Annotated in this window: 27 protein-coding genes and 1 pseudogene; 26 read left to right on the forward strand and 2 right to left on the reverse strand. The window is 38.0% G+C overall.

Features of this window, described 5'->3' with window-relative positions; all coding sequences use genetic code 11:
• Position 1: 1 nt before the first annotated feature.
• The 5 genes from ASU02_RS18500 to ASU02_RS26495 all read left to right on the forward strand — a co-directional run bounded on the left by ASU02_RS18500 (position 2) and on the right by ASU02_RS26495 (position 2,638).
• Positions 2-586: a cob(I)yrinic acid a,c-diamide adenosyltransferase gene (locus tag ASU02_RS18500; protein ID WP_057766362.1), complete on the forward strand. Its 585-nt coding sequence runs from the start codon at positions 2-4 to the stop codon at positions 584-586.
• A complete protein-coding gene (locus ASU02_RS18505) occupies positions 586-1,080 on the forward strand; it encodes an ECF transporter S component (protein ID WP_057766364.1) in 495 nt (164 codons plus the stop codon). The genes ASU02_RS18500 and ASU02_RS18505 overlap by 1 nt, the downstream gene beginning before the upstream one ends.
• Positions 1,077-1,784, forward strand: a complete 708-nt coding sequence (locus ASU02_RS18510; protein WP_057766366.1) for a hypothetical protein — start codon at positions 1,077-1,079, stop codon at positions 1,782-1,784. Before ASU02_RS18505 ends, ASU02_RS18510 begins: the two co-directional genes overlap by 4 nt.
• A gap of 1 nt (position 1,785) precedes the next feature.
• Positions 1,786-2,394, forward strand: a complete 609-nt coding sequence (locus ASU02_RS18515) for a histidine phosphatase family protein (protein WP_057766368.1) — start codon at positions 1,786-1,788, stop codon at positions 2,392-2,394.
• A 79-nt stretch (positions 2,395-2,473) separates the two neighbouring features.
• Positions 2,474-2,638: a hypothetical protein gene (locus tag ASU02_RS26495; protein WP_157684538.1), complete on the forward strand. Its 165-nt coding sequence runs from the start codon at positions 2,474-2,476 to the stop codon at positions 2,636-2,638.
• 37 nt (positions 2,639-2,675) lie between these two features.
• On the opposite strand, the gene ASU02_RS18520 is transcribed toward ASU02_RS26495, so the two are convergent.
• Positions 2,676-3,239: a GNAT family N-acetyltransferase gene (locus ASU02_RS18520; protein WP_198317462.1), complete on the reverse strand. Its 564-nt coding sequence runs from the start codon at positions 3,237-3,239 to the stop codon at positions 2,676-2,678.
• Positions 3,240-3,428: 189 nt separating this feature from the next.
• On the opposite strand from ASU02_RS18520, the gene ASU02_RS18525 reads away from it, so the two are divergent.
• The 20 genes and pseudogenes from ASU02_RS18525 to ASU02_RS27260 all read left to right on the forward strand — a co-directional run bounded on the left by ASU02_RS18525 (position 3,429) and on the right by ASU02_RS27260 (position 24,665).
• Positions 3,429-4,187, forward strand: coding sequence for a class I SAM-dependent methyltransferase (locus ASU02_RS18525; RefSeq protein ID WP_057766371.1), 759 nt, complete (start codon positions 3,429-3,431; stop codon positions 4,185-4,187).
• 138 nt (positions 4,188-4,325) lie between these two features.
• Positions 4,326-4,745, forward strand: a pseudogene (locus ASU02_RS27255) (GNAT family N-acetyltransferase); the annotation flags it as partial.
• A 75-nt stretch (positions 4,746-4,820) separates the two neighbouring features.
• Positions 4,821-5,243, forward strand: coding sequence for a FosM family fosfomycin resistance protein (gene fosM / locus ASU02_RS27045; protein ID WP_057766428.1), 423 nt, complete (start codon positions 4,821-4,823; stop codon positions 5,241-5,243).
• A 77-nt stretch (positions 5,244-5,320) separates the two neighbouring features.
• The gene (locus ASU02_RS18535) at positions 5,321-6,184 is read left to right on the forward strand and encodes an AraC family transcriptional regulator (RefSeq protein ID WP_057766373.1); all 864 of its coding nucleotides are present in this window, start codon (positions 5,321-5,323) and stop codon (positions 6,182-6,184) included.
• Between the two features lie 113 nt (positions 6,185-6,297).
• The gene (locus ASU02_RS18540) at positions 6,298-6,711 is read left to right on the forward strand and encodes a VOC family protein (protein WP_057766430.1); all 414 of its coding nucleotides are present in this window, start codon (positions 6,298-6,300) and stop codon (positions 6,709-6,711) included.
• A gap of 131 nt (positions 6,712-6,842) precedes the next feature.
• Entirely contained in the window at positions 6,843-7,259 is a 417-nt protein-coding gene (locus ASU02_RS18545; protein WP_057766374.1) for a CBS domain-containing protein, read from the forward strand.
• A 248-nt stretch (positions 7,260-7,507) separates the two neighbouring features.
• Entirely contained in the window at positions 7,508-8,974 is a 1,467-nt protein-coding gene (locus ASU02_RS18550) for a SulP family inorganic anion transporter (RefSeq protein WP_057766376.1), read from the forward strand.
• Between the two features lie 242 nt (positions 8,975-9,216).
• Positions 9,217-11,169: an LTA synthase family protein gene (locus tag ASU02_RS18555; protein ID WP_057766378.1), complete on the forward strand. Its 1,953-nt coding sequence runs from the start codon at positions 9,217-9,219 to the stop codon at positions 11,167-11,169.
• 261 nt (positions 11,170-11,430) lie between these two features.
• Entirely contained in the window at positions 11,431-12,510 is a 1,080-nt protein-coding gene (locus ASU02_RS18560; RefSeq protein ID WP_057766432.1) for a D-alanine--D-alanine ligase, read from the forward strand.
• Between the two features lie 374 nt (positions 12,511-12,884).
• Complete coding sequence (locus ASU02_RS18565) at positions 12,885-14,258, forward strand: UDP-N-acetylmuramoyl-tripeptide--D-alanyl-D-alanine ligase (protein ID WP_057766380.1); 1,374 nt, start codon at positions 12,885-12,887, stop codon at positions 14,256-14,258.
• A gap of 325 nt (positions 14,259-14,583) precedes the next feature.
• On the forward strand, positions 14,584-15,312 hold the full coding sequence (locus ASU02_RS18570; RefSeq protein WP_057766382.1) for a hypothetical protein: 729 nt from the start codon (positions 14,584-14,586) through the stop codon (positions 15,310-15,312).
• Between the two features lie 27 nt (positions 15,313-15,339).
• Complete coding sequence (locus ASU02_RS18575; RefSeq protein WP_057766384.1) at positions 15,340-15,759, forward strand: GntR family transcriptional regulator; 420 nt, start codon at positions 15,340-15,342, stop codon at positions 15,757-15,759.
• Positions 15,740-16,606 carry an ATP-binding cassette domain-containing protein gene (locus ASU02_RS18580; RefSeq protein ID WP_232426293.1) on the forward strand — a complete coding sequence of 289 codons (867 nt, stop codon included), beginning with the start codon at positions 15,740-15,742 and terminating at the stop codon, positions 16,604-16,606. The genes ASU02_RS18575 and ASU02_RS18580 overlap by 20 nt, the downstream gene beginning before the upstream one ends.
• Before the next feature lie 23 nt (positions 16,607-16,629).
• Positions 16,630-17,562, forward strand: coding sequence for an ABC transporter ATP-binding protein (locus ASU02_RS18585; protein ID WP_057766386.1), 933 nt, complete (start codon positions 16,630-16,632; stop codon positions 17,560-17,562).
• Positions 17,555-18,769, forward strand: a complete 1,215-nt coding sequence (locus ASU02_RS18590) for an ABC transporter permease (protein WP_057766388.1) — start codon at positions 17,555-17,557, stop codon at positions 18,767-18,769. The genes ASU02_RS18585 and ASU02_RS18590 overlap by 8 nt, the downstream gene beginning before the upstream one ends.
• A gap of 117 nt (positions 18,770-18,886) precedes the next feature.
• Positions 18,887-19,570, forward strand: coding sequence for an alpha/beta hydrolase (locus ASU02_RS18595; RefSeq protein ID WP_057766390.1), 684 nt, complete (start codon positions 18,887-18,889; stop codon positions 19,568-19,570).
• 360 nt (positions 19,571-19,930) lie between these two features.
• Positions 19,931-21,430 carry a DEAD/DEAH box helicase gene (locus ASU02_RS18600; protein ID WP_198317463.1) on the forward strand — a complete coding sequence of 500 codons (1,500 nt, stop codon included), beginning with the start codon at positions 19,931-19,933 and terminating at the stop codon, positions 21,428-21,430.
• Between the two features lie 115 nt (positions 21,431-21,545).
• Positions 21,546-22,025 (forward strand): PH domain-containing protein, encoded by a 480-nt coding sequence (locus ASU02_RS18605; RefSeq protein ID WP_057766394.1) that lies wholly within the window; start codon positions 21,546-21,548, stop codon positions 22,023-22,025.
• Entirely contained in the window at positions 22,018-23,439 is a 1,422-nt protein-coding gene (locus tag ASU02_RS18610; protein WP_057766396.1) for a PH domain-containing protein, read from the forward strand. Before ASU02_RS18605 ends, ASU02_RS18610 begins: the two co-directional genes overlap by 8 nt.
• A 227-nt stretch (positions 23,440-23,666) precedes the next feature.
• Positions 23,667-24,665: a methyl-accepting chemotaxis protein gene (locus ASU02_RS27260; RefSeq protein ID WP_057766398.1), complete on the forward strand. Its 999-nt coding sequence runs from the start codon at positions 23,667-23,669 to the stop codon at positions 24,663-24,665.
• 143 nt (positions 24,666-24,808) lie between these two features.
• Here the strand turns inward: ASU02_RS27260 and ASU02_RS18620 are convergent, their stop codons facing one another.
• On the reverse strand, positions 24,809-25,537 hold the full coding sequence (locus ASU02_RS18620; RefSeq protein WP_057766400.1) for a rhomboid family intramembrane serine protease: 729 nt from the start codon (positions 25,535-25,537) through the stop codon (positions 24,809-24,811).
• A 257-nt stretch (positions 25,538-25,794) separates the two neighbouring features.
• Here ASU02_RS18620 and acpS point away from each other — a divergent pair, with 257 nt between their 5' ends.
• Positions 25,795-26,163 carry a holo-ACP synthase gene (gene acpS, locus ASU02_RS18625; RefSeq protein WP_057766402.1) on the forward strand — a complete coding sequence of 123 codons (369 nt, stop codon included), beginning with the start codon at positions 25,795-25,797 and terminating at the stop codon, positions 26,161-26,163.
• The last annotated feature ends 102 nt before the right edge of the window (positions 26,164-26,265 follow it).

The raw sequence follows: 26,265 nt of genomic DNA on the forward strand, positions 1-26,265 counted from the left end.
AATGAAAATTTATACACGAACTGGGGATAAAGGAAAAACAAGCATTATTGGCGGACGAGTAGACAAGGATGATATTCGGGTAGAAGCATACGGAACTGTTGATGAAGCAAACTGCTTTGTTGGGCAAGCGATGACACAATTAGATCCAGCAATTTTTCAAGATATACTGGAAGACTTGGAGAAAATCCAGCACGAGCTTTTTGATTGCGGCGGTGACTTAGCGAATGTAACAAAAAATCGTGAACTGAAGTTAACGATGGAAGCGGTGGAGTATTTAGAGACAAGAATTGATGCTTTTATTGAAGAGGCACCAAAGGTTGAACGATTTATTTTACCTGGCGGCACGCCGGCATCTGCATCTATTCATATTGCACGAACTGTTACTAGAAGAGCGGAAAGATTAGTTGTTTCCCTAATGAAGGCAGATCCTGAGGTTTCAGAGATCTCATTAAAATTCATTAATCGCTTATCTGATTATTTCTTTGCTCTTGCAAGAGTAATTAACTTCCGTTTGAATACAAAGGATGTCGAGTACATCCGCAGTGCAAAGGTTTTTCGTGAAGGGAAGCGCAAGGAGGATAAATAATGAAGTCAAAGAAAATGGCTTTAATTAGCCTGCTCGTTGCACTGACTGCTATTGGGGCAGCTATAAAGATTCCAGCTATCATCGGAAGTGTGGCCTTAGATGCTTTCCCGGCTTTGCTTGCTGCTGCCCTTTTAGGAAGTCCAGCTGGAGCCATTGTTGGCGGGGTGGGGCATCTGCTGTCTGCACTTCTAGGCGGCATGCCGCTTGGTCCGCTGCATTTTGTAGTAGCCGTTGAAATGGCGTTCTTAGCTTTCGTCTTTTCACTCTTTTATCGAAATGGGAAAAGGTGGGTGGCAGGAATTCTTTTTATTTTAGGAAATACTTTTGCTGCGCCATTGCCATTTTTATTTTTAATGGGTAAAGCCTTTTATTTATCAATTGTCCCATCCCTTTTTATTGGCTCTGTTATAAACACTATTATCGCCTTACTCATTGTTCCGCGGCTATCTCCAGTTGTTGAAATAATGATTTCTAAGGAGCGTGCAAGCCAATGAGGGATGTCCTGCATATTCCTTTTAACAGTGAAGAATCTGTTGTCATTGCGAGTGATAATAGCGGGGCAATCGGTCTGAAAGAGGAAGATGCTGTAAGGGTTTCTTATGAAATGGTATCCTATTACTCTTTTCGGGTAGCGGTTATGGAATGTATGGCGGCAGGAGGGGATCCGTTTGCTATTACACTACAGAACTTTTGCGGGGAAGAGGCATGGCAGGCATTAATAGATGGAATTAGGAAGGGGCTTGCTGAACTTGAACTAGCTGGAGTTTCTATTACCGGAAGTACAGAAAGTAATTTTTCCTTAAACCAGTCAGCAATTGGGATTACAGTTCTCGGGAAAACGAGGGAGAATATGTGTGAGTCTATCTACTCGGATCAAACGAGGCTGGCTGTAATTGGTGTTCCGTTAGTAGGAAATGAGTTAGTTGAGAGGGAAGAGGAAGTTGTCCCACTGTCATTGTTTAAGCAAATTTGTGCGTTGCCGGAAGTTGTGACCATGCCAGTCGGATCGAAGGGCATTTTATCAGAATTGAACGGTTTATTTTTAAATAAAGTATTTACTGAGACTGAGATTCATACGAGCTTGAATCTGCTTAAGTCCTCTGGTCCATCAACTTGCTTTATCGCAGTTTATCCTGAGGGAAAAAAGGATGAAGTGATGGCCATAGCGGGGAGTTATTTTTACGAGTTAAGGGGTTAAAATGCTACATTTATATATCATTAGACATGGTGAAACAGAATGGAATACAGAAAAAAGAATGCAAGGGCGTCTCGATTCGGATTTGACGGAGAAGGGCAAGAATGATGCACTGTTATTGGGTGAGAGGCTGAAGGATACCGTTTTCGAGCGGATTATTTCCTCTCCCAGTAAGCGAACGATAGATACGGCATTGCATGTTTGCGAGAAAAGGCAAATTCCAATAGAAACAGATGAGAGATTAATGGAAATTGCTTTAGGGGAATGGCAAGGGAAAACAGAGGAAGAAATTAAGGCACTATTTCCGGCACAGTACGATTTGTATTGGAACTATCCTTCCATGTATGAAAACCAAGAAGGTGAAAGTTTCATGGATGTAATGGATAGGGTTGCTAGCTTTTTAAAGGAATTAGTAGACACAACTCCGGTAGGAAATGTACTTGTCATTACACATGGGGTTGTTCTTAAAACACTTTATCTGCTCTGCCGAAATGCGCCGATTGATCGGCTCTGGGACCCGCCTTTTATGTATGGAACAAGCCTGACGATTGTTAAGCTTCATAATGGAAAGAAAGAGCTTATGCTGGAAGGATGCATGGCTCATTGCTGGTAGGCTCGCTCGTAATTGGAGCAAGTCTCTTTTTTTATAAAAATGCTGAGTGGCCCGTAAATTTGGCAAAGAGGCCCACAAAATGGAGAAGTGGCCTGTAAATGAGGCAAAGTGGCCTATAAATTATTGTAAGTGGCCGATAAAATGGAAATTTGGCCTGTTACCTAATCATGGTAAAGCAAAATTACGGTCGCCAATAGAGCTAATTGGCGACCGTAAAAAATGCAATTTTCATAGGGAAATGTAAAATTAATGTATTAATTCTTTTGAAATGTAAAAACGATCTACTTTATCAATCGGTTTTGCTCTTCCCATTCCTCTCTCAAAATCCCCATCCGAATGGAATCATAGTATTCCCCATTATACAAACGGCATTTTCTCAGGCGAGCTTCAAGCTGCATCCCAATTTTTTCAGCAGCGCGCATCATCCTTTTATTGCCTGACCATGTTGTAATCCCAACTCTTACTAACGGCAGCGAAGCAAAGAGGTGCTCAACCCAAAGGGATAAGGAATCTGTTCCGTAGCCGCCATTCCAATACTGCGGGTCATAGATTACAATTCCTGCCTCCAGCCAATTCGATTCGCGGTGTTCCCAATAGTAGCTTACTATTCCAATCAATTTTCCATTGACTTCTATTGCCATTCTTGGCAGGGGCTCATTGTCTGGAATCTTGATAAAATCCTTTTTAAAATCTTCATATTCTATAAAACTAAGAGGAAAGTAGGGCGCATCCCACTTTTTCCATTCTGGATTCTCTGTTCCATAAATATAATTCCATAGTTGCTTTAGATCCTCCTCCAAAATTGGACGTATAGTTACTTTTCTACCTGTAAGCATTTTTGTCATATTATTCCTCCTGTCGCTACACTTATTGTATCACCGCTTATTTGAATGTTGTAAATATTTGCATTAAAATAGTAGAAAACGAGTTTGGTGATTGCGAATGTACATACTTTTAACAGAAAATTAGCAACCGTATAAGAGGACCTCCTTGTTGGATGAATGACTATCAACCAAAAAACTGGAGGGATAAAGATGACAGAGGGTTATTTTCAATTCTTACTGAAACAGGCGGATACACGGTTTGAAGGCTGGGACTTTTCATATATTTCTGATACTGGAAGGATGGCTACCGAGCCATTTCCTTGGAGCTATACGAATTGGGTTTTACAAGAGCTATTTCATTCTAAAAGCATGCTAGATATGGGAACCGGTGGAGGGGAATATCTTTCTAAATTACTTCCCCTTCCAAATTTTACAGCTGCAACGGAAGGCTATAAGCCTAACATCCAGATTGCAAGAAAGCGGCTGAATCCATTAGGTATTGAAGTTTATGAGGTGGAGGATGATTCCAAACTGCCGTTTAAAGAGGCACAGTTTGATTTAGTTATCAATCGTCATGAGTCCTACTCACCAGCCGAAGTGAATCGGATTCTTCAGAATGAAGGGATATTTATTACTCAGCAGGTCGGCGGGACTGATAATGTACAGCTGAATGAACTCCTTGGTGCACCAATGGATTTTGGCTATGCAGAGTGGAAGTTAGCAAAGGCAGTTGAGGATATTAAAGCGGCTGGTTTTACCATCATGGAAAGTGAAGAGGCATATCCGCTGACAAGGTTTTATGATGTAGGAGCAATCTGTTACTACTTAAAAGCGATTCCATGGCAAATTGATAATTTTTCAATCGAAACGTATGAATCACAGCTTTACAAGATCCATAAGATAATTGAAGAAAATGGCTATATTGAAGTAAAGTCTCATCGTTTTATTATTAAGGCGGTAAAAAAATAGGTGATAAAAACGATAATGGAGTGTAAAATCTAAACTTTTACACTCCTTTTTTTGTTTGAAATGTCTAAAAAATTTAACCCAAACAAATGTTCTTATGTTAAAATAGGAATCATCAGTTAGATATTGGAGGACTCAATTATGCACTTTATAGAAAAGGTTAATTTACAATTTTATAAATCTGAATACTTCGAATCGTTAAGTCGATTTGAATTACCTGAAGAACAGGAACAATTTACTGCATTACCCATTCATTCATTAGAAATGACTCATGAACGGCACCCAATTGTTATTTTAATCAATAATGAACCGGTTGGATTTTTTGTGCTTCATTCAAGTGACCGAGTAAAAGAGTATTCTGATAACCCGAAGGCCATGTTACTAACGTCATTTTCCATTAATCACTCTCACCAAGGAAAAGGATTTGCGAAAAGAGGAATGCAGCAAATAGAGGATTTTGTAAAACGGAAATTTCCAGCATGCGATGAGATTGTATTAGCGGTGAACAAAAGGAATATTGCTGCTCAGAAACTTTATGAAAAAGTCGGTTATAAAGACACTGGCCGCCGGAAGATGGGGAAGATAGGAGAGCAATTCATATTAAGATACCCGGTTAGAAGTGATTCCGATACTAAAGTGAATATTAAAGGATTAAATCACTTTTTATTTTCTGTTTCAAATTTGGAGAATTCGATCGATTTTTATCAAAACGTTTTTGATGCAAAGCTTTTAGTAAAAGGGAGAAGTACAGCGTATTTTGATTTGAATGGGATATGGATTGCACTAAATGAAGAAAAGGATATCCCTCGGAATGATATTAGCCACTCTTATACACATATCGCTTTTTCGATTGACAAAGATGACTTTGATAAAATATATGAAAAGTTAAACCAATTACATGTACATATCCTTAAGGGACGCCAAAGAGATGAAAAAGATAAACAATCGATTTATTTTACCGATCCGGACGGGCATAAATTCGAATTCCATACAGGTACTTTAGAAGATAGACTGACGTATTATCAGCAGGAAAAAAAGCATATGGAGTTTTTCGATTAGAGATGGTCTGAACAAAGCATAAATTGACAGGAAGCAATATAATACGGCTGTTATTATTTCATTAAGGAGTGAGTTATATGGGTTGGGTTGAATCGCTGCAGAAGGCTATTAACTATATGGAAGAATGCATATTAGAGGATATATCAATGGAAAGTATTGCGAAGCAGGCAAACACTTCTGAATTTCACTTTCAGCGAACTTTCGCGATATTAACAGATGTATCTGTTGGTGAGTACCTTCGGCGAAGACGATTATCGTTAGCAGCTCAAGAACTATCCAGTACAGATCACAAAATTATTGATCTTGCCTATAAGTATGGCTATGACACTCCTGAGGCTTTTTCAAAGGCTTTTCGCAGGCAGCACGGGATTACACCTAGTGAGGCGAGAAAGAACATTGGAAAGTTAAATTGTTATAACCGCCTGGTCATCCAGGTGAATTTGAAAGGAGCGGAACCGATGAGGTACAAAATTGTGGAAAGAGACAGTTTTCAAGTAGTAGGAATTAAAAAAGAGTTTTCCCTTATTAATGAAGAAAATTTAAAGGGAATCCCTAAAATGTGGGATGAAGTGAATGGGGATGGAACGGTTGAAAAAATAGCACGGTTAAATAATGGGGAAATTAAAGGGATTCTTGGAGTGTGTGTGGATAAAAGATTAACACAATCCGAACAATCTATTGATTACTGGATTGCTGCAGAACATAAAGGAGAGGCAACTGCTGATTTCTTAACACTAGATATCCCAGCATCGAAATGGGGAGTATTCGAGGTGCATGGACCAATGCCGGGTGCAATGCCAAAAGTATGGAAGCAAATTTTCTCAGAATGGTTCCCTTCCAATCAATATGAGCATGCAGGGACCCCTGAATTGGAGGTTTATTCAGATGAAGATCCTTCAAGCCCAGATTTATATTCTGAGATTTGGATCCCTTTAAAATAATTACAAAGAGGAGCGGCCTATTTAAAAGGCTGCTCTTTTTATTGTCAAAAAAAGGGTTTGCATCTAATGAACAGAATTTATTAAAGATAGTTATGTGGAAGGGAGAGAATGAGATGAACGAAAAAATTATAAGAGTAGGTACAACCTATATTCCAGTCCGTGATATTAGTCGATCATCCAGCTGGTATGTTAGCAATTTAGGTGCTGAGCTAAGCTATAAAGACGAGGATAAAGTCATTCTTAATTTTGCAAATCAGAGTTTTTTTCTAGTGAGAGCAAAAGAAACTGAAACGGCTAATTTCTATGATTATAGTGGTCAGGAGCGTTTTTCTCTTACGTTCGAAGTTAATGGATTATCTGCTTTAGAGGAAGTGCATAGGGAATTTGTTAAAAGAGGAATGAAGGTCGGAGATATAGAAGATAGAGGTCATGCAGGCAGGAACTTTGTATTTAGGGATCCCGATGGCAATCTATTCGATATTTGGAGCGAGTTAAGTCCTGAGTTTAAGGATAGATTTAATATTTAATTTTTCAAAGTTTATTTCGTGGCAAGAAAATTATAGAATTCGAAGGTATGCTTAGTTCATTTGAATAGTAATCCTTAACTTGCAAATAATACACCAGTAAGGTTCATTACTAACGGAGGGAGTACGGAAATATGCAAGTAAGAGATGTAATGAGTACGAGCGTACAAAGTTGTTCGAATCAAGATAATTTAAGTACAGTTGCTTCGAAAATGCAGGCATTAAATATTGGCTCGATGCCAGTTGTGGAAAACAACCAAGTGGTTGGAATGGTCACTGACAGAGATATGGTTGTCCGTGGGTTAACAAATGGAGCCCCGAATGATTCTATTCAAAGTGTTATGTCTAATAACGTCATATCTGTTTCATCTTCTGCATCCTTAGAGGAAGCAGCGCAATTAATGTCTCAGCATCAAGTTCGTCGACTGCCTGTTGTAGATAATGGAAATTTAGTCGGGATGGTTTCACTCGGAGATCTTGCGACGCGTGAACAGGCCGATCAAAAAGCTGGTCAAGCACTAACTCAAATTTCTAAGAATGATTTTTCTTAAAGGGACACAATTAAGTGTCTCTTTTTTATTGTAAATGTAATTAAATTTCATTTTTTTTAATGAATTATTTCTAAAGTATGAAAGAGAAAAACAGAGGAAATCGAAAAAAAACAATTAAATAAACGTTTTCATTAAGTCTTGTCATTTTTGGCAAATATGTTATGATTCTATATGTTTTTAACGGTCCCGACTTTGATGCAAGTTCAAAGTCATTTTTTTTTGAAAAAAAGATAAAAAGAGGTGTTTCTTTGAAGGTACTAACAACTAAAGAACAGTGGTTTGGCAATATTAGAGGGGATATTCTTGCTGGAGTTGTTGTTGCACTAGCCCTTATTCCAGAAGCAATTGCTTTTTCCATCATTGCTGGTGTAGATCCGATGGTAGGTTTATACGCTTCTTTCTGTATTGCTGTCACAATTGCAATCGTAGGCGGCAGACCTGGAATGATTTCGGCAGCGACTGGGGCAATGGCACTGTTAATGGTTACATTGGTTGCAGATCATGGGATGCAATATTTATTTGCTGCCACGATATTGACTGGTCTTTTGCAGATTTTATTTGGTGTGTTTAAATTGGCTCGTTTTATGAAGTTTATCCCTCGATCCGTTATGACTGGTTTTGTTAATGCATTAGCCATTTTAATTTTTATGGCGCAGCTTGAACAATTTGTTGGTGCAACATGGGTTATGTATGCAATGGTCATTGGCGCTTTAGCGATTATATATATTTTTCCAAGAATTACGAAGGCGGTTCCATCTCCATTAGTTGCTATTATCGTTATTACAATTATTGCAATTATGACTAAGAGTGATGTGAAAACTGTAGGAGATATGGGGAATTTAACTTCTTCACTCCCAGCATTCTTCATTCCAGATGTGCCATTTAATTTAGAAACGCTGAAGATTATCTTTCCTTATTCCTTGGCTCTTTCCATTGTTGGCTTGTTGGAGTCTTTACTAACTGCATCTATAGTAGATGATATGACGGACACAGCAAGTGACAAAAATCGAGAAACACGGGGTCAGGGAATAGCGAATATTGTTGCTGGTTTATTTGGTGGAATGGCTGGATGTGCTATGATTGGCCAATCTGTTATCAATGTAAAATCTGGTGGAAGAGGAAGGCTTTCTACTCTTGTTGCTGGAACGTTTTTGATGTTTTTGATTTTAGTACTTGGCAATATCGTTGTCCAAATACCGATGGCTGCATTAGTTGGTGTAATGATTATGGTTTCAATTGGGACATTTAATTGGGCTTCTATTAAAGGGCTAGCTAAGACGCCTGTTACTGATTCAATTGTTATGATTACGACAACGGTAACGACTGTGCTCACTCATGATCTTTCAAAAGGAGTATTTGCTGGGATCATTTTAAGTGCTATTTTCTTTGTGGCAAAAATCTCTAAGGTTCATGTAACTTCTCAAATAGAAGGGAATAAAAAGGTATATGCGGTTAAAGGGCAAGTGTTTTTTGCTTCAGTAGATGAACTTGTTAAAGCCTTCGATTATAACGGAGAGGTAAAAGAAGTGGAAATAGATTTTACACACGCGCATGTTTGGGATGACTCAGGGGTTGCAGCGATTGATAAAATCGTATTAAAGCTGAGAGATTATGGAGTTGATGTTCAATTATCTGGTTTAAATAATCCTAGCTCGAATCTAATTGATCGATTAGCCGTCCATCCTAAAGCAGGAACAAAGCTTACAGGTCATTAATCAAGTCATTTAACGAGTCTTTTTTCGGAGAATTGGTCATTTCCTCAGTGTCTAGGACATAATCTGGATATTGGTAAATACATCAAATTAGTTCATTTTTTTATGAAAACATGTTATATTGTTTATCGCGGTTAAATAATTAAAATTAATTAATCAATATATAAATAACCTTTCTTTGAGTTTTCGGTTCACTGGATCTTAGTGGTCATACGGTAAGGCAAAGAATAGGGGAAGGTGTAAAAATGAATAAACGATTTCAAAAAGATCAAAATATATTAAATAAATATGTGATCTTTTTCTTTTTAGCAGTTGTTCTTCTGTGGATGAAAACATTTATTGTTCAATCTACACAGTTTGACTTAGGAATTGAAAATTCCCTGCAAAGGTTTCTATTGTTCTTAAATCCATTAGGTTCGTCCTTATTGTTTTTGGGACTAGCTTTCTTTTTTAAAGGAAGAAAAAAATATATTTTCCTCCTGATTATTGATTTTCTTTTATCATTTCTTTTATTTGCCAATGTATTATTTTATCGATTTTTTAATGACTTTATTACATTGCCGACTTTAACTCAGACACAAAACTTCGGAGATGTAAGCGGAAGTATTAGCTCTCTTTTAAAACCGTATGATTTCTTATTCTTTATTGATCTGTTTCTTTTGATTGGTTTGCTTGCCTTTAAGTTTGTGAAAATTGAAGTGAAGGATATTGGCCGCAGGAAGGTAGCAGCTTTATTATCACTAGCTTTAGGAATCTCAAGCTTAAATCTAGCTTTAGCAGAAGCAGATCGTCCTCAGTTATTAACTAGAGGATTTGACCGAAACTACATTGTAAAGTATTTAGGAATGTATAACTACACGATTTATGATGCAGTACAAAGCACGAAAGCATCTGCGCAAAGGGTTATGGCAGACAGCAATGATATTACAGAGGTTATTAACTTTACTCAGTCAAATTATGCGAAGCCAAATCCAGCGTACTTTGGTAAGGGTGAAGGAATGAATGTGATCTATTTGCATCTTGAATCCATTCAGAACTTCCTGATTAATTACAAGCTGAATGGCGAAGAGGTAACCCCGTTTCTAAATTCATTGACAAGTGAAGGAAACACGCTTTACTTTGATAACTTCTTCCATCAAACTGGACAAGGTAAAACGTCTGATGCTGAATTTATGCTGGAAAATTCATTGTATGGATTGCCCTCAGGATCAGCATTTACAACAAAAGGGTTAAATACGTTCCAAGCTGCACCGGCGATATTAGGTCAGCAAGGCTATACCTCAGCAGTATTTCACGGGAATTCAGGAAGTTTCTGGAACCGTAATGAAATTTATAAATCTTTTGGGTATAATAAGTTTTTTGATTCGAGCTTTTATGATATGAATCCGGAAGATTTAGCGGATTATGGGTTAATGGATAAGCCGTTCTTTGAGCAATCTATTCCGCTTTTGAAATCATTGCCGCAGCCGTTTTATACAAAATTTATGACGGTAACACATCATTATCCATATCCGATTAAAGAAGAAGATGCGACTATAGCTCCACATACAACTGGTGATAAATCAGTGGATCGTTACTTCCAAACAGCTCGCTATGCTGATGAGGCCTTAAAGCAATTTTTTGATGATCTAAAGGAATCAGGTTTGTATGATAATTCAATTATTATCATGTATGGTGACCATTATGGAATCTCAGAAAATCATAATAAGGCGATGGAAAAGGTCCTTGGAAAAGAAATTACATCTTTTGAGAACACTGGTTTACAAAGAGTGCCGTTATTTGTTCGAGTGCCTGGTATGGAAGGCGGAGTGAACCATGAGTACGGTGGACAAATGGATATCCTTCCAACATTGCTTCATTTGTTAGGGACGGATACAAAGGATTATGTACAGTTTGGAACCGATCTGTTATCTGAACAGCATGATGATCTTATTCCTTTCCGGAATGGCAATTTTGTAAGCTCAACCATTACTGCTATTGATGGCAAATTCTATGATTCAAAAACCGGCTTGCTGATTGAGGAAGACAGATTACCTGAAGCTGAAAAATTGCAGGAAAGTGCGAGTCATAAATTATCTCTTTCTGATAGAGTTGTCAATGGGGATTTATTGCGTTTCTATACGCCTGAAGGGTTTACTCCAGTTGACCGCTCCCTATATAAATATAATGAATCTGAAGTGGTTGAATCCGAAAAATAGCAACATAAAAAGGCTGCCTGCGCATTCAGGCGGCTTTTTTTATGAAATGACGTACAAGCGATAGATTAAGTAAATTAAAAGTAAAATAGAAATAATACGAAGAAAAGTTTCCTTTCTAATAAGTGATTCATACATATATAAATATGGGCGAACGCCTTCAGGAAAAAATTCCTTAATTAACATATATGAATCACTCCCTTTCTTAATAAAGTAAGTGGTAAAATAGGTAGGTGCAATTCCAAATGGAGGTTTGTTTAAATGATGAAAACAAAAATTGGTCTTTTATATGGCGGTAAATCCGCAGAACATGACGTTTCAATGCAGACGGCAATGGCTGTAATAAAAGCATTAGATCTAGAAAAATTTGAAATTCATCCAATATATATTTCTACAAGCGGGGAATGGATTAAAGGTCAGCAATTAATGGGACCTGTTACCAATGTAAAAGAACTAGCCTTTTCAAATACAGATAGGCTGCCACAGGCGGCTCTAGCACCTGCCTTATTCCAAGCATCCGAACAGGGCGGTCCTTTAGATGTGATTTTTCCATTATTACATGGACCAAACGGGGAAGATGGGACAGTACAGGGATTATTAGAGCTAATGAACCTTCCTTATGTAGGCAACGGTGTTCTGGCTTCATCAGCAGGTATGGATAAAGTGATTATGAAAAATGTTTTTGCACAGGCTGGTCTTCCACAGGTAAAATATACATGGTTTATCCGCAGCGAATGGGAAAACGCGAAGGATGATGCCTACAATAAAGTGGAAAATGAACTTGGTTATCCTTGTTTTGTTAAACCGGCGAATCTTGGTTCAAGTGTTGGCATTAGTAAATGTACAAACCGTTCTGAGCTTGAGCGTGCATTTAAAGAGGCCTTCCAATTTGATCGTAAAATCATTATTGAAGAAGGAGTTACCGCAAGAGAAATCGAGACAGGAGTAATGGGGAATGATTATCCAGAATGCTCTGTAGCTGGTGAAATTGTTCCGAAAAAGGAATTTTATGATTATAAGGCAAAATATGAAGATGGCAATACAGCATTAATTATTCCAGCTGAAATTACGGAGACGGAATATAAGGAACTAAAGGAAATGGCAATTAAAGCTTTTAAAGCACTGGACTGCTCTGGGCTTGTAAGAGCTGATTTCTTCCTGACAAGAGAAGGAAAATGGTATATTAATGAAATTAATACAATGCCTGGTTTTACTCCGTTTAGTATGTTTCCATTACTCTGGAAGCATACAGGAGTAGACTATCCGCAGCTAATCGAAAAACTAGTCAATCTTGCAAAAGAAAGACATGCAGAAAAGCAAAATATTAAATATACGATGGAATAAAGAAAAGCGGAGGCGGCTTGATCATCGCCGTACAAACTGGAAGGGCCTCGACTGAGATATAGGAGATACAATGAGCGAAAGCGAATAGATGTCGACTTATCGCAGGGTGGGGACCTGAAGTTTGATTGGCGATAGACGCCGCAGCTAGACAAACCGAAAAGCGGAGGGGGCTTGTCCAGGGGCGACAAGCATAAGACAAAACGGCAGGAAGGATGTTCTTTAACCTTCTTGACGAGTTGGTTTAGACCAAAGAGCCCCTAGCCACCGTAGCTAGAAAATTAACAGGAGACACGGCGATAGTTTTGCCGTGCTCTCTTTATACATAATGACGCATGAGGATTCTAAAAATGCTGTCTAGAAAAGGAGGTACATGAATGATTAAGCGAACGCTTCAAGAAATTGCTGGGATGATAAAAGTGGAGAATGACGTTGCGCCATTTAAAGATACTGTCATTAGTGGTGCCAGTATCGATTCTAGAAAATTAACAGCGGGGAACCTGTTTATTCCTTTTAAGGGTGAAAATTCAGATGGTCATCGATTTGTAGAAGAAGCAATTAAAAAAGGGGCATCTGCTGCCTTTTGGCAAAAGGATGTTCCAAATCCGCCATTGCATTTGCCTATTCTAGTTGTAGAGGATACATTGATTGCTCTGCAAGAATTAGCGCGCAAGTACCGCGATGAGCTTGATGTTAAGGTAGTGGGGATTACAGGAAGCAATGGGAAAACGACGACAAAGGACATTACAGCAGATCTTCTTTCTTTAAAATATAAGGTGAAAAAAACAGAGGGAAACTTCAATAATGAAATCGGTCTTCCTTTAACTATCCTTGGGTTAGAAGAGGATACGGAAATAGCTGTTCTTGAGATGGGAATGAGCAGCAAAGGGGAAATCGACTTCCTAACTAGATTAGGACGCCCAGAGGCTGCTATTATTACGAATATCGGTGAATCGCATCTTTTAGATTTAGGTTCAAGAGAGGGCATTGCGGAAGCAAAGCTTGAGATCGTTAATGGTATACAAGAAAATGGGCTGCTTGTGTATTATGGTGATGAACCTTTGTTAACGCAGCGTTTAAAGAAATTAGATAGAAGCTTTAATATGAAGTCATTTGGAAGAAATACAAGAAATGACCTTTATCCGGTGGACATTGAACAAAATGATACTGGGAGTTCGTTTGTCATCAATGCTTCAGAGAAGACATTTTTTCTTCCTGTCCTAGGAACGCATAATGTATTAAATGCGATGGCAGCCATGGCTGTTGCCAATTTTTTCGGTATTCCTTATGAAAAGATGAATGACGGTTTTACCGGATTGAAATTGACGAATATGAGGACAGAGCTGCTTCAAGGAAAAATGGGTGAAAAAATTATTAATGATGCGTACAATGCAAGTCCGACATCGATGTATGCAGCTATTGAGTTAATTGCTCATCTTCCTGGATATAAAAATAAGATTCTTGTTCTTGGTGATATGCTTGAACTTGGACCAGAAGAAGAAGAATTCCATCGCAAAATGGGCGAGTCCATTGATTCCAATAAAATAGATTATGTTTTTACGTTTGGAAACCTAGGAAGGCATATTGCTGAAGGGGCAAAAGCCTCTCTGCCAGCAAATCGAGTTTTTGCCTTTACAGAGAAACAGCCGCTTATTGATGAGCTGAAAAAAATAATGAATGAAGAAACGATTGTTTTAGTGAAGGCTTCAAGAGGCATGAGACTTGAGGAAGTGGTCTCGGCGTTACAATAGAATTTTTAGAAATCCCTGTTTCAGTTTTCTGAATCAGGGATTTTTTATTTTAGTATCAGAATTTATAACTTTGGAGTTAGAGAATTGTCTAGCTCCAGCGCCTATCGCCTATCAAACTTTAGGTCCCCTCCCTACGATAAGTCAACATCGGTTCGCTCTCGCTCACCGTGTTTCCTTTATCTCAGTCGCGGCCCTTCCAGTTTGTACGGCGATGACCAAGGCGCTTGCGCTTTTCTTATGCAAGAAATCAGTTGAAAAAACTTTCCAGTTATCATATAGTGTGTATATAGATATAAACAGTATAACAGTTAAGGAGGACTTATCTATGAGCGAGTGGAAACAGGCACGGTGGCTTGCTATGTTTGAAGTGAAGGCATCAATGAAAGGAATTATTACACTTGTTGCTTTATCATTTGGATTAGCTGTTTTTTTTACAGAGGTATTTTCGAACACAATCATGGAAGATGTTCCAATTGTTTTTGACTTGTTCTATTTATTCACTTTTTGGGTGCTTTCTGCCTCGTTCAGACCGAAGGAGCACCAATTAAAAAGGATGGGAGGAGATGTTTGGGTCTCTCCTTACTTCATCATGCTTAATCAATTGCCGATTAAGAAAAATGTATTAGTATTGAGCAGATTTATTAGTTATTTTACGATTTCAATTCCCTTTCATATATTAGTGCTTATTCTTATCTATACGCTTTCATCAGAGTATAGAGCATATATGCCTATCGGTTCATATCTAGTATTTTCAATTATCTGGCTAAGTTTTGGTGTATTATGCGGTTCCATGTTTCCGGCAAGTGATGTCGGTGAAAAGATTAGTACATTAAAGGCAGTTGTAGTTAGTGTCCTGTTCTATGGTGGAATACTAGCTGTCCTAATCGTGATTAATAATGTGTTTAATAAAGGAATTGTCGAAATGACTATGTATGCTGCAAAGGAATGGCCATTCCCTTCAATTCTTATATCAATTTTGCTGGCTGTTGCAGGTCTCTTCTATTACAAAGGCTATGTATACAAAAGAATTGATAAGGTTGATTATTTACACTAATGGATTAATAAGGAAGGTGGCGATTAAGTGGAACTTCCTATTCGCCTTTCAAAGGAATCAAGAGAGCCAATTTATCACCAAATTGAAGAACAAATAAAAGCGCTTATTGCAGGAGGGCAGCTGCCGGCTGGCACATCGCTGCCATCTATACGTGTTTTGTCTAAGGAGCTTGAGATTAGTGTGATCACAACAAGGCGTGCCTATCAAAATCTTGAATACCAGGGATTTATTCGAACGACTCAAGGGAAAGGGACATTTGTTGCAGAAATCGAGGCATCTAAGAAGGAAGAAGTGACAGTTTCTGCAGTTTATCATGCGATTGAAAAGGCTGTAGAAACAGCTCTTCGCCACGATTATACACTTGAACAGATTGAAGTGGTTTTTCAAGAAATTATTGCTAGCTTGAAAAAGAAAGGCGGACACAATAATGATGGAAAAATGGATTGAAATAAATCGTTTAAAAAAGAATGTGGATGATTTTCAATTAGGACCAATTGACCTGTCCTTTGAGGCTGGTACCATCACTGCTATTGTCGGCAATAATGGGGCTGGGAAAAGTACATTACTAAAGGTTTTAATGCGCTTAGCTGTACAAAATGATGGGGAAATAAAATTATTTGGACAGCTGATAGACAGTGAAGAAGAAGGCTGGAAAAAAAGAATTGCCTATTTACCACAGACACTATTAGGATGTGATTCTTTCAATGGGAACCAGCTGAGAGAGCTTGTCTCGAAATGGTATCCAACATGGGACCAACCGCTATTTGAGCAGTTAGTAGAAATGTACCAAATTCCGCTGTCAAAAAAGTATGGAAAACTCTCTCAAGGCGTCCAGCAAAAACTTAATCTTGCATTAACACTTGCTAGGGATGCTGAAATTTTAATACTTGATGAACCGACGGCACACATGGATATTCCTTCAAAGCAAATGCTTTTAGATGTGATTGTTGAATGGATGGATAGAGGAGATAAATTAGTCATTATCTCAAGTCATCAGGCTGAGGATATCCGAAAACTTGCAGATTATGTAGTTGTTATGAAAGAGGGGCAGCTGCTTGGGAAATTTGAAAAGGAAGAATTAACAGGCCAATATAAGCAATATTGGATGGAAGATTCCCTTCCAAACGAGCCTATCCCGGGAGTAATCGAACGGAAAAATGAACGAATCCTAGTCTCTAAATGTGCAGAGGAAACAGAGTCGTATTTAGCAGGTAAGCAATTAAAATGGCTTCGTGCGAAAAACTTAGAAATAGAAGAGATTATCACCTATATGCTTATTGGGAAAGCATCTTAATTAGGAGAGAGGACTGAAGGGGAATGAGTGGACCTGTTTTGACAGTAAACCAAATAGGTAAATCTTTTAAAAATAAACAAATCATTAAGGATATTTCTTTTGAAGTGAATAAAGGGGAAATAATGGCTATCTTAGGACCAAATGGGGCAGGGAAGTCGACGGCAATCCGCAGCATCATGGGAATTCTCCATCCTGATGAAGGAACAGTGAAATTTCATGGCCACTCAACAGGAAGTATTCCTCGCCATAGAATTGGCTATCTTCCTGAGGAACGCGGCTTATATAAAAAGGTAAGCATTATGGATATCCTGCTCTATTTTGCTGAATTGAAGGACTATCCTGTGAAAAAGGCTAAAGAAAGAGCATTAGCATACCTAAAGAAATTAGGGCTTGAAGGGAAGGAGAAAAGCTCGATTGAAGAATTGTCAAAAGGGATGGGACAGAAGGTTCAATTTATTGCTTCGATCATCCATGAGCCTGACCTTCTTATCTTAGATGAACCTTTCTCAGGGCTCGATCCTGTTAGCCAGGAGTTGATTAAAAGCGAGATTAAAGAATTAGCGAATAAGGGAACAGCTATATTATTATCTGCGCACCAAATGAATGTAGTAGAGGAATTATGCGATCGTCTATTAATGATACACCGAGGGCAAAAAGTTATTTCCGGAACGATGGAGGAAGTGAAGGCACAGTATGCTAACTATAAATGTGTGATCCGCGGGAATAATGAGGAGAGTATTTTTGCGAGGCTTCCTCAGGTTCAAAGAGTCGAGCAAAGCGGTGAACTTGCAACATTGTACTTGGAGGCAAATATTCAACCATCCACTTGGTTAAAGCGGCTTCCAGAAGAGATTCAAATTAAAGAGCTAACAGTAAGCAGAATTTCGCTTCATGAAATTTTTATAGATATCGCGACAGATAAAAAAATATTGGGAGAAGGTGAGAAGAGTGCGTAACAGTATGAAAGTAGCAAAGTGGGAATATAAGAAAAATATGAAAAACAAATCATTTATTATTTCCCTGTTAATCACGCCGCTAATCTTTATTATCTTTTCCTCATTGCCCTCATTCATGGATATGTTTAAAAGTGAATCTGACCCTGTGAAGGTTTATATTCAGGATGAGATGAATATGTGGGAAAGTGTTGAAGAAACGCTTCTTTCACAAGGGATTGAATGGGAAATTCAAGAGGCGGAAACAGATGAAAGCGGAATGAAGAAAATAATAAAGAACACAGAAAATACAGCTTACATATCTTTCAGTAAAAATTTGATGGAACAAGGAAAACTGACTGTTTATACAAATGAAGAAATAGATAAAGATTTTGAAAAGCAAGTGAATGTAATGGTGCAGCCTTTAAGAGACTTGCAAATAGAAAATCTTCATTTATCTCAGCAAGAGAAAGATATTATTAATCAGGGAATTACAATTGATGCGGTTTCGTTATCAAAAGATGTAGGTGAAGTGAAAGGAGATCCGTTAAAAAGACTTATTCCTGGTGTTTTTGCAGGCATCATTCTTTTTTCCATTGTCATGACGGGAATGATGATTTTTCAAAGCGCCTCTAATGAAAAGAAGGAAAAAGTGGCTGAAATTGTTCTCTCATCGGTAGATTCCTCTGAATTAATGCAAGGTAAAATAATCGGCTACTTTGCTCTTGGGATTACTCAAGTTCTTGCATGGATTTTAGTAATAGTTCCATATTTTATGTGGAAAAGTGAATTCCCTATTTTGGAATATTTGCTCGTACCTGAAACAATACTGCTCGTTTTTATTGCGGTTTTAGGCTATCTTCTGTTTGCTGCCATTTTTGCTGGAATTGGTGCTACCTTCGAGGATATGGACCAAACGAGTAATTTCCAAGGGATTGTTTTTTTATTGCCGTGGCTGCCAGCAGTATTGTATTCTCCAGTCATATCTGACCCAGAAGGGATTATTGCGCAGGCAGGTTCGTACTTCCCTTTAACATCACCGGGTGTATTAATTATGCGGCTATCTGTGCTTGAAAGCTGGCCGTGGATTGAAATATCTATTTCAATCATTATTCTTCTGATCAGTATATGGCTGTTTATGAAGCTGGCAGGGAAAATATTCAAAATTGGTATATTAATGTACGGAAAAAATGCTACACCAAAAGAGATATTAAAATGGCTGAGATATTAATATTAATCCCTTCAACAAGAAGTTGAAGGGATTTAATTATGAGAGCTATTAATAGTATTGAAAAAGGCCTTTAGTGTAAAATAAAACTAAATAAACTTAATTTGGCGGTGATTATAAATGATTGGCTGCATGTGTATACATGGATTTACAGGTTCACCTTATGAGGTAGAGCCTTTAGCTAGCTATTTAAAGGACCGTACGGATTGGGAAATAGTTGTACCAACTCTCCCGGGGCATGGGGATAAGCTTGATTTAAAGGGTATAGAATATAAGAAATGGATTAAACATGCGGAAGATGAATTAAAAAGACTGATTGAAAAATGTGAAACCGTTTATGTAGTTGGCTTTTCTATGGGTGGACTGATTGCCAGTTATTTGTCTGTTCATTATCCCGTTGCTAAATTAGTCCTGCTAAGCGCTGCGGCTTATTATGTCAATCCGAAGCAGCTCTTAAAGGATATTGGTGAGATCTTAAGGGATGCAGCAAAAGGGAGGCTAACAGAAAATGAAATGTTTATTAGATATAAGAGAAAAATCATTGCAACTCCTATTACAGCTACCATCCAGTTTAGAAGGTTAGTTACTGCGATACGGCCCATCTTGCCTCAAGTGAGGATTCCAACCTTAATTGCACAAGGGGAAATTGATGGAGTAGTTCCCCCAAAAAGTGCACAATATTTATATAATCGAATAGGAACTACTTCTAAAAAGCTGATTTTTTTAAAGAAGTCTAAGCATTTAATTTGCCATTGTGAGGAACGTGAGGATCTTTTTACTGAAGTGCACCGATTCTTAAAATAGTTGGGAAATTAAGTTCTCCCAATACCTGTCTCCGATTGCAATTGTGTCTAGAAAATGTTAAAATTATTTTTATAGAAACATGAAGAACACTTACGAAACCTGGACATACTCCAACTGGAGAATGTCTTTTTTCACTTTTATACTGCATTAAGTAGGATGCGGTTCACTCATTCATTTACGTGAATTTGTATATATAGCTCTAAAGGGGAATGTATCTCCTTACCACATCCTTCCTCTCAAGCGGGTTTCTTCATGTAAGGTACAGATTTCTCTATTGAAATACTAATGAAGAATCATCCTCGTACCCATTTCACGAACTATCTTACCTGTATTATTGGAAAAACGAAGATTAGAAGGAGAATGAACACATTGACAAAGTTTCAAGATTTGGGCATCAGCCCTGCAACGATGAAGGCTCTTAAGAGAATGGGATTTGAAGAAGCAACCCCTATTCAAGCACAGACGATTCCTTTGAGCTTAGAAAACAAAGATTTGATCGGACAAGCTCAAACAGGAACGGGGAAAACAGCAGCATTTGGCATACCGATGATCGACAAAATTGATTACAGCCAGGATGTAATCCAAGGAATTATCATTGCTCCAACTCGTGAGCTTGCTATTCAAGTATCGGAAGAATTGTACAAAATTGGCTATGGGAAAAGAACAAGAGTGTTAGCGATTTATGGCGGCCAGGATATTAATCGCCAAATTCGTGCGTTAAAAAACCGACCTCATATTATTGTAGGTACACCAGGACGACTGCTCGACCATATTAACCGAAAAACGCTGCGTCTAGAAAATGTTCATACAGTGATACTCGATGAGGCGGATGAAATGCTGAATATGGGATTTATTGAGGATATCGAGGCGATTCTTGCGCAAATTCCTGAAGAACGTCAGACTCTTTTATTCTCAGCGACCATGCCTGCTCCGATCAAAAAAATTGCTGAACGTTTTATGAAAGAACCACAAATTGTACGTGTGAAGACAAAGGAAGTAACTGTTTCGCAAATTGAGCAGTACTATTTAGAAGTACAGGAAAGAAGCAAATTTGATATTTTGACAAGATTGCTTGATATTCAATCCCCTGAACTTGCAATTATATTTGGACGAACAAAGCGACGGGTTGATGAATTGGCAGAGGCGCTGAACCTTAGAGGCTATAATGCTGAGGGAATTCATGGCGATTTAAGCCAGGCGAAGCGGATGTCTGTATTACGTAAATTTAAAGAAGGCTCGATTGATGTTCTAGTTGCCACAGATGTTGCAGCACGTGGGTTAGATATCTCAGGTGTTACTCATGTATACAATTTTGATATTCCACAAGATCCGGAAAGCTATGTTCACCGAATTGGACGTACGGGACGCGCTGGCAAAACGGGCGTTGCAATGACTTTCATTACACCAAGAGAAAAGTCGTATCTGCAAGTTGTGGAAAAAACAACTAAACGGAAAATGGACCGCATGAAGCCGCCGACTTTGGATGAAGCATTAGAAGGTCAGCAAAAAGCTGTTATCGAACGTATTCTGCAATCAGTGGAATCGAATAATCTGCAATATTATAAACAAGCAGCTGAAGAATTATTAGAGCAGCAAGATGCAACAACTATTGTTCAGGCGGTATTAAAGATGCTGACAAAAGAACCTGATACAACACCAGTCAAGCTAACAGAAGAAAAGCCGCTGCCGCAAAAAAGAGAACGCAGATTTGATGATAGAAATAACTCATACGGGGGTCAAAGAGGAAGACAGAAGGCGCCAGTAAGATCTCGCCAAGGTTCCCAAAATAAACGCTATAGTAACAGCAATAACAGTAATAGTAACAATAATAATCGATCGAATTCTAATAGTTACCGTTAATCAAAAAAGAGAGCATACAGCATGCTCTCTTTTTTTTGTTATTTCTCCTTTTAATATTTATATCCTTTTTAGGTCATGTATACTAGTAACAAAGTTATTTATTAGGAGGTTACACATGATTTTGGAACCGCAAAGAAGAATTTCCTCAAAGGGGCTGACCGTTTGGAGAATATCTGGTGCTATTCATTCGTTTTTTGCTCTTCTTGTATCAGGAGCAGCGGTCGCTCTAACAATTATTTTTGATTGGCCTAGCTGGATTATTGGGATTGCCGTTCTGGCTTTAGTATTATATGCCTATCTTTTTATTATACTTTTTCCAACATTACGGTGGAAGCGGTGGCGGTATGAGGTCCGTGAAAATGAAATTGAGCTTCAGCATGGCGTATTTGTCATAAAAAGAACATTAGTCCCAATGATACGAGTTCAGCATGTAGATATGCAGCAAGGCCCCATTTTGCGAAAATATCAGTTAGCAACTATAACCGTATCAACTGCCGCAACCGTTCATGAGATTCCGGCACTGGAAATGGATGAAGCAGAGGAGCTTCGTTTTTTCATTTCGAAGCTAGCGAGGGTGGCTGATGAGGATGTCTGAACCAAAACGTCTTCATCCTATAGCTACTGTAATTAATTGTTTAAAGCTGTTAAAGGAATTAATCATTCCATTTCTCGTATTTGTTGTATTTGGGAGTAAAAACGGTTTATTTCAGTTAATCGCTTCCTTAGGGGTCATTGTTTTAGTATTAATCATCGGAATTCTTACTTGGCTTAGATTTACTTATCGTCTGGAAGATGAGGAATTGCGTATTGAATACGGTGTGTTTGTCCGAAAGAAAAGATATATTCCCTTTGAAAGAATACAAAGTCTAGATTTGTCAGAAGGGATCTTACAGCGGCCATTTGGTTTAGTGAAGGTAAAGATAGAAACAGCAGGCTCGAGTGGTGAGGCAGAGGCGGTTTTAACAGCTATTTCGAAGAGCCAAGCAACTATCATTCAACAAGCTTTATCCTCCGCTAAAGATGAAACCTCAATAGACGAGCAAGAAGTCGTTAAAGAAAATAAAGAAATAATTCTTTATCAAATAACACCGAAGGAGCTTTTTCTGCTTGCCTCTACGTCCGGAGGAGTAGGGGTAGTTATTTCTGCAGTTATCGCTTTTATTTTTCAATTTGAGGAAATTATTCCTTATGAAAAAGTATTCAACGGGCTGGAGGATTTTATTTCAAGTGGGGTTCTTGTTGTCAGTTTACTCGTATTTATTGGCTTTTTAGTAGCATGGGCAGCTGCGCTGATTGGAACGATGCTTAAATATGCTGGATTTACTGTGAAGAAGAATAAAGATGACTTCATCATTACAAGAGGACTGCTTGAAAAAAGACAGCTCACCATTCCTTCGCATCGCATTCAAGCGATTCGTCTAAGTGAAAATCTCATCAGACAGCCATTGGGATTAAGTACAGTGTATATCGAAAGTGCTGGCGGATCTGCAACCGATACGGATAGCTCCCGTGAAATGCTTTTGCCAATCGTAAAAAGGAATGTTATCACGACAATTTTATCTCCGTATTTACCTGAATATAATTTAGAGACCCCCATTTTGTCTGCTCCAACTAGGTCTTTAAAACGGTATTTGTTTAGAGGATTAGTATATATGCTGCCAATGATTGTTGTTTCAGTTATATTTTTTAGGCCATGGGGATATTTATCTCTATTACTCGTCATCCCTTCTTTGCTGCTGTCATATTTGAAATTTAAGGACGCCGGCTGGAATGTTGATAGCCAGCAGCTGACTTTAAGATATCGCAGCATAATCAAAAATACAATTTTTATGAAAAGGAATCGAATTCAGTCGCTAGTTATGAGAGAGAGCTATTTTCAGAATAAAAATGAATTGGCTTCGATTCAAGCAACGGTTATGTCTGGTTCTGGTGGAACAGGTGGGAAGGTTGTTGATTTGGAAAAGAACGATGTAGAAGGTATATATGAATGGTATTCCTATTCAAAGTAAATGTGAAAAGTTGAAAAAATATTGAATATTCTTCAATTCTTGAGTCAAATCAATAAATAAAAAGGAAAAATAACCGATAGTAGTTATGGACTATGTTTTAAATTGAGTTGCCCCTCCCAGATTTTCGAATCCATTTCGGTGTAGGGGAAAAGACCTAGCTGATTCTGATAACATCTATAGTAAATAAGTTGAAGTGGTATGAAAATTGAACAATGGAGTGACTGACTATGTTTAAAACAAAAAAAGGATCGACGCAGCTTCTAGAAGAAAATACAGAGCTGAAAAATCGCTTAAAGATGATATTTGAAAAAGCTCAGCAAAATGAAGAATATCTTACTAGTTTTATTGAAAGCTTTAATAATGAAATTCATACTGCAATAGAACAGCATGAAATGGTGAATGGACAGCATAATATTCTAGCTGATTTAGTCGGGAAAATCATGGAGCGATTTGATAAAGTAAATGTTATTAGTCAAATGTCCTATGATAAATCCATTGGACTTCATGAAAAGGGCCAGAGTTTAATTGAATCTACAATTGATATGGTGAAAATATCAGAAGAAGGAAGAGATTCCGTTAGTAAAGTAGAGGGTCTTATCGCGAAGCTTGGAGAACAGCTGCATGAAACCTCAGTTAAAATGAATCAATTAAATGAGCGATCAAAAGAAATTGAAATGATTGTTAAGGTAATTAAGGAAATTGCAGATCAAACAAATCTTCTTGCACTTAATGCATCAATTGAAGCGGCAAGAGCTGGAGAGCATGGAAAGGGTTTTGCTGTCGTTGCTGAAGAGGTTCGAAAGCTGGCAGAAAATACAGCAGAAAGCACACACAATATTAGTGTTCTGACTCAGAATATTCAAAAGGATATTGATGGTTCTTTACAATCGACGAAAATGAGTACAGGGTTAATTGAAGAAGGAATCCAATTAAGCACAAACACAACAAGTACGATTGATTATATTTTATCCGTTATTAATAATGTCCAAGGAGAGGTAAAGGATGTTATTAGCACGATTGAAGAACAGCGTGACTACTCAAATGATGTAATGAATGAGATTAGAGAAACAAGATCAACGTTTGATGAAGCAAATGAAATGATCATTAAGCATATTAATGATGCCAGTGTTGTAGATGAAAAGCTAGAAAGCGGCATCAAGCAAATAGCTGAGTTAAGCAATCGGGGAAACCGGGAGCTTTGGAATGAGTATAAGGAATATAAATAATTGAATAAAGGGGCTAATGCCCCTTTTTATCTGAATAAAAAATATACGTTTTTCCAATTTGAGAACTGTCTAGCTCTTGCGCATTTCAAACTTCAGATCTCCTCCAGTTTGTACGGCGATGGGACAAGGTGCTTCCGATATTCTTATCTAAACAAAAATCCTACTAATGCAAGGATAATGATAATTCCCAATAGCAAGAGTTTAGAAGGCTCAATCTCTTTTAATGAAGGACGCTGGTTTCTAAACCGACTAGAAGAAGAACGGGTAAAGGAAAAGACCGGTCTTTTTTTATTTGAGAGTAGGGCAGCACCGATTAGGAAACCAGCTAAGAGCCCAAATAAATGAGCAACTACATTAATGTTTGGCTGCAAGAAAGTCATAATCACACTGATGATGGTAATGGTTAATATGAGCTGTGAATTTGCATAAGAGATCATGTCTTTTCTAAACATTATGATCGCTGCAAAAAAGCCAAATAACCCGAAAATTGCCCCGCTAGCTCCTACATGAATATAAGTCAAAGGCTCCAAAAATAATGTAGCTGTATTTGCAGCCACCCCAGCAGCCAGATAAACAAAAATAAACTTTCCCTTTCCCAAAATCTGCTCTAAAGCAGGACCAAATAAAACAAGTGAGAAGCTATTAAAAAGGACATGAGAAAAGCCGCTATGCATAAAAATAGGTGTAATCAGCCGCCAATACTCTCCTTCAAAAATATATAAATTCACCCCTGCAAAATGTTCAAAGAGCCATTTGTTTGGAAGAAATGGCAGGATGGTTAATAAATAAAGTACAATATGAATGGAAACGATGATAGAAACTACTGGGTAGTGGCGCAGAAATTGTTTAAAGCTTTCTGATCTTGTAAACATGAGGGGCCTCCCTTTATAAAAATAAGACAGTATAACTTTGAAGTTAGAGAATTGTCTAGCACAAGCGTCCGATCGCTAACAAACTTTAGGTCACCTCCGCAACGATTGTGTTAACATCGGTTCGCTCTCGCTTACCGTGTTTCCTTTATCTCGGTCGTGGTCCTTCCAGTTTGTACGGCGATGACCAAGGTGCTTGCGCTTTTCTGATCTCTTAATTGTTTATGCATAGGATAATTTAATTAGAAGGATGATGTCCAATGATTTCTGGTATTGGGATAGATATTGTAGAGCTTAGCCGGATAAGAAGAATTTACTTAAGACAGCAAAAGTTTGTTGACCGAATATTAACTGTGAATGAAAAGGAGATTTTCTACAATTTGACGGAAGACCGGAAGACTGAGTATTTAGCTGGACGTTTTGCGGCTAAGGAAGCCTTTTCAAAAGCTATAGGTACAGGGTTAGGCGGGAGTTTATCTTTTTTAGACATTGAAATTGTAAAAGATAAGAACGGGAAGCCGTTTATCTCCAGGCCGTTCAACGAAGGTGTTCATCTCTCCATTTCCCATAGTAAAGAATATGCTGTGGCGCAGGTTGTTATTGAAAAGCAAGAGCAGAAAGAAAAATAAAAGCTTGTCATTCCCTTTAGCATATTCTTAAAGGTTGTCTCATATATTCATAGTGCAATAGGAGAGACAAGGCTAGTTTTTAGCAGCTATGAAAAGCTTGCC

It is taken from the genome of Cytobacillus praedii, assembly GCF_001439605.1.
GTDB classification, from domain to species: domain Bacteria; phylum Bacillota; class Bacilli; order Bacillales; family Cytobacillaceae; genus Cytobacillus; species Cytobacillus praedii.

Coding starts and splice junctions, on each gene's coding strand:
- ASU02_RS18500 (WP_057766362.1), top strand. CDS start 2: ATGAAAATTTATACACGAACTGGGGATAAAGGAAAAACAAGCATTATT.
- ASU02_RS18505 (WP_057766364.1), top strand. CDS start 586: ATGAAGTCAAAGAAAATGGCTTTAATTAGCCTGCTCGTTGCACTGACT.
- ASU02_RS18510 (WP_057766366.1), top strand. CDS start 1,077: ATGAGGGATGTCCTGCATATTCCTTTTAACAGTGAAGAATCTGTTGTC.
- ASU02_RS18515 (WP_057766368.1), top strand. CDS start 1,786: ATGCTACATTTATATATCATTAGACATGGTGAAACAGAATGGAATACA.
- ASU02_RS26495 (WP_157684538.1), top strand. CDS start 2,474: ATGGAGAAGTGGCCTGTAAATGAGGCAAAGTGGCCTATAAATTATTGT.
- ASU02_RS18520 (WP_198317462.1), bottom strand. CDS start 3,239: ATGACAAAAATGCTTACAGGTAGAAAAGTAACTATACGTCCAATTTTG.
- ASU02_RS18525 (WP_057766371.1), top strand. CDS start 3,429: ATGACAGAGGGTTATTTTCAATTCTTACTGAAACAGGCGGATACACGG.
- ASU02_RS18535 (WP_057766373.1), top strand. CDS start 5,321: ATGGGTTGGGTTGAATCGCTGCAGAAGGCTATTAACTATATGGAAGAA.
- ASU02_RS18540 (WP_057766430.1), top strand. CDS start 6,298: ATGAACGAAAAAATTATAAGAGTAGGTACAACCTATATTCCAGTCCGT.
- ASU02_RS18545 (WP_057766374.1), top strand. CDS start 6,843: ATGCAAGTAAGAGATGTAATGAGTACGAGCGTACAAAGTTGTTCGAAT.
- ASU02_RS18555 (WP_057766378.1), top strand. CDS start 9,217: ATGAATAAACGATTTCAAAAAGATCAAAATATATTAAATAAATATGTG.
- ASU02_RS18560 (WP_057766432.1), top strand. CDS start 11,431: ATGAAAACAAAAATTGGTCTTTTATATGGCGGTAAATCCGCAGAACAT.
- ASU02_RS18565 (WP_057766380.1), top strand. CDS start 12,885: ATGATTAAGCGAACGCTTCAAGAAATTGCTGGGATGATAAAAGTGGAG.
- ASU02_RS18570 (WP_057766382.1), top strand. CDS start 14,584: ATGAGCGAGTGGAAACAGGCACGGTGGCTTGCTATGTTTGAAGTGAAG.
- ASU02_RS18580 (WP_232426293.1), top strand. CDS start 15,740: ATGATGGAAAAATGGATTGAAATAAATCGTTTAAAAAAGAATGTGGAT.
- ASU02_RS18585 (WP_057766386.1), top strand. CDS start 16,630: ATGAGTGGACCTGTTTTGACAGTAAACCAAATAGGTAAATCTTTTAAA.
- ASU02_RS18595 (WP_057766390.1), top strand. CDS start 18,887: ATGATTGGCTGCATGTGTATACATGGATTTACAGGTTCACCTTATGAG.
- ASU02_RS18600 (WP_198317463.1), top strand. CDS start 19,931: ATGAACACATTGACAAAGTTTCAAGATTTGGGCATCAGCCCTGCAACG.
- ASU02_RS18605 (WP_057766394.1), top strand. CDS start 21,546: ATGATTTTGGAACCGCAAAGAAGAATTTCCTCAAAGGGGCTGACCGTT.
- ASU02_RS18610 (WP_057766396.1), top strand. CDS start 22,018: ATGTCTGAACCAAAACGTCTTCATCCTATAGCTACTGTAATTAATTGT.
- ASU02_RS27260 (WP_057766398.1), top strand. CDS start 23,667: ATGTTTAAAACAAAAAAAGGATCGACGCAGCTTCTAGAAGAAAATACA.
- ASU02_RS18620 (WP_057766400.1), bottom strand. CDS start 25,537: ATGTTTACAAGATCAGAAAGCTTTAAACAATTTCTGCGCCACTACCCA.
- acpS (WP_057766402.1), top strand. CDS start 25,795: ATGATTTCTGGTATTGGGATAGATATTGTAGAGCTTAGCCGGATAAGA.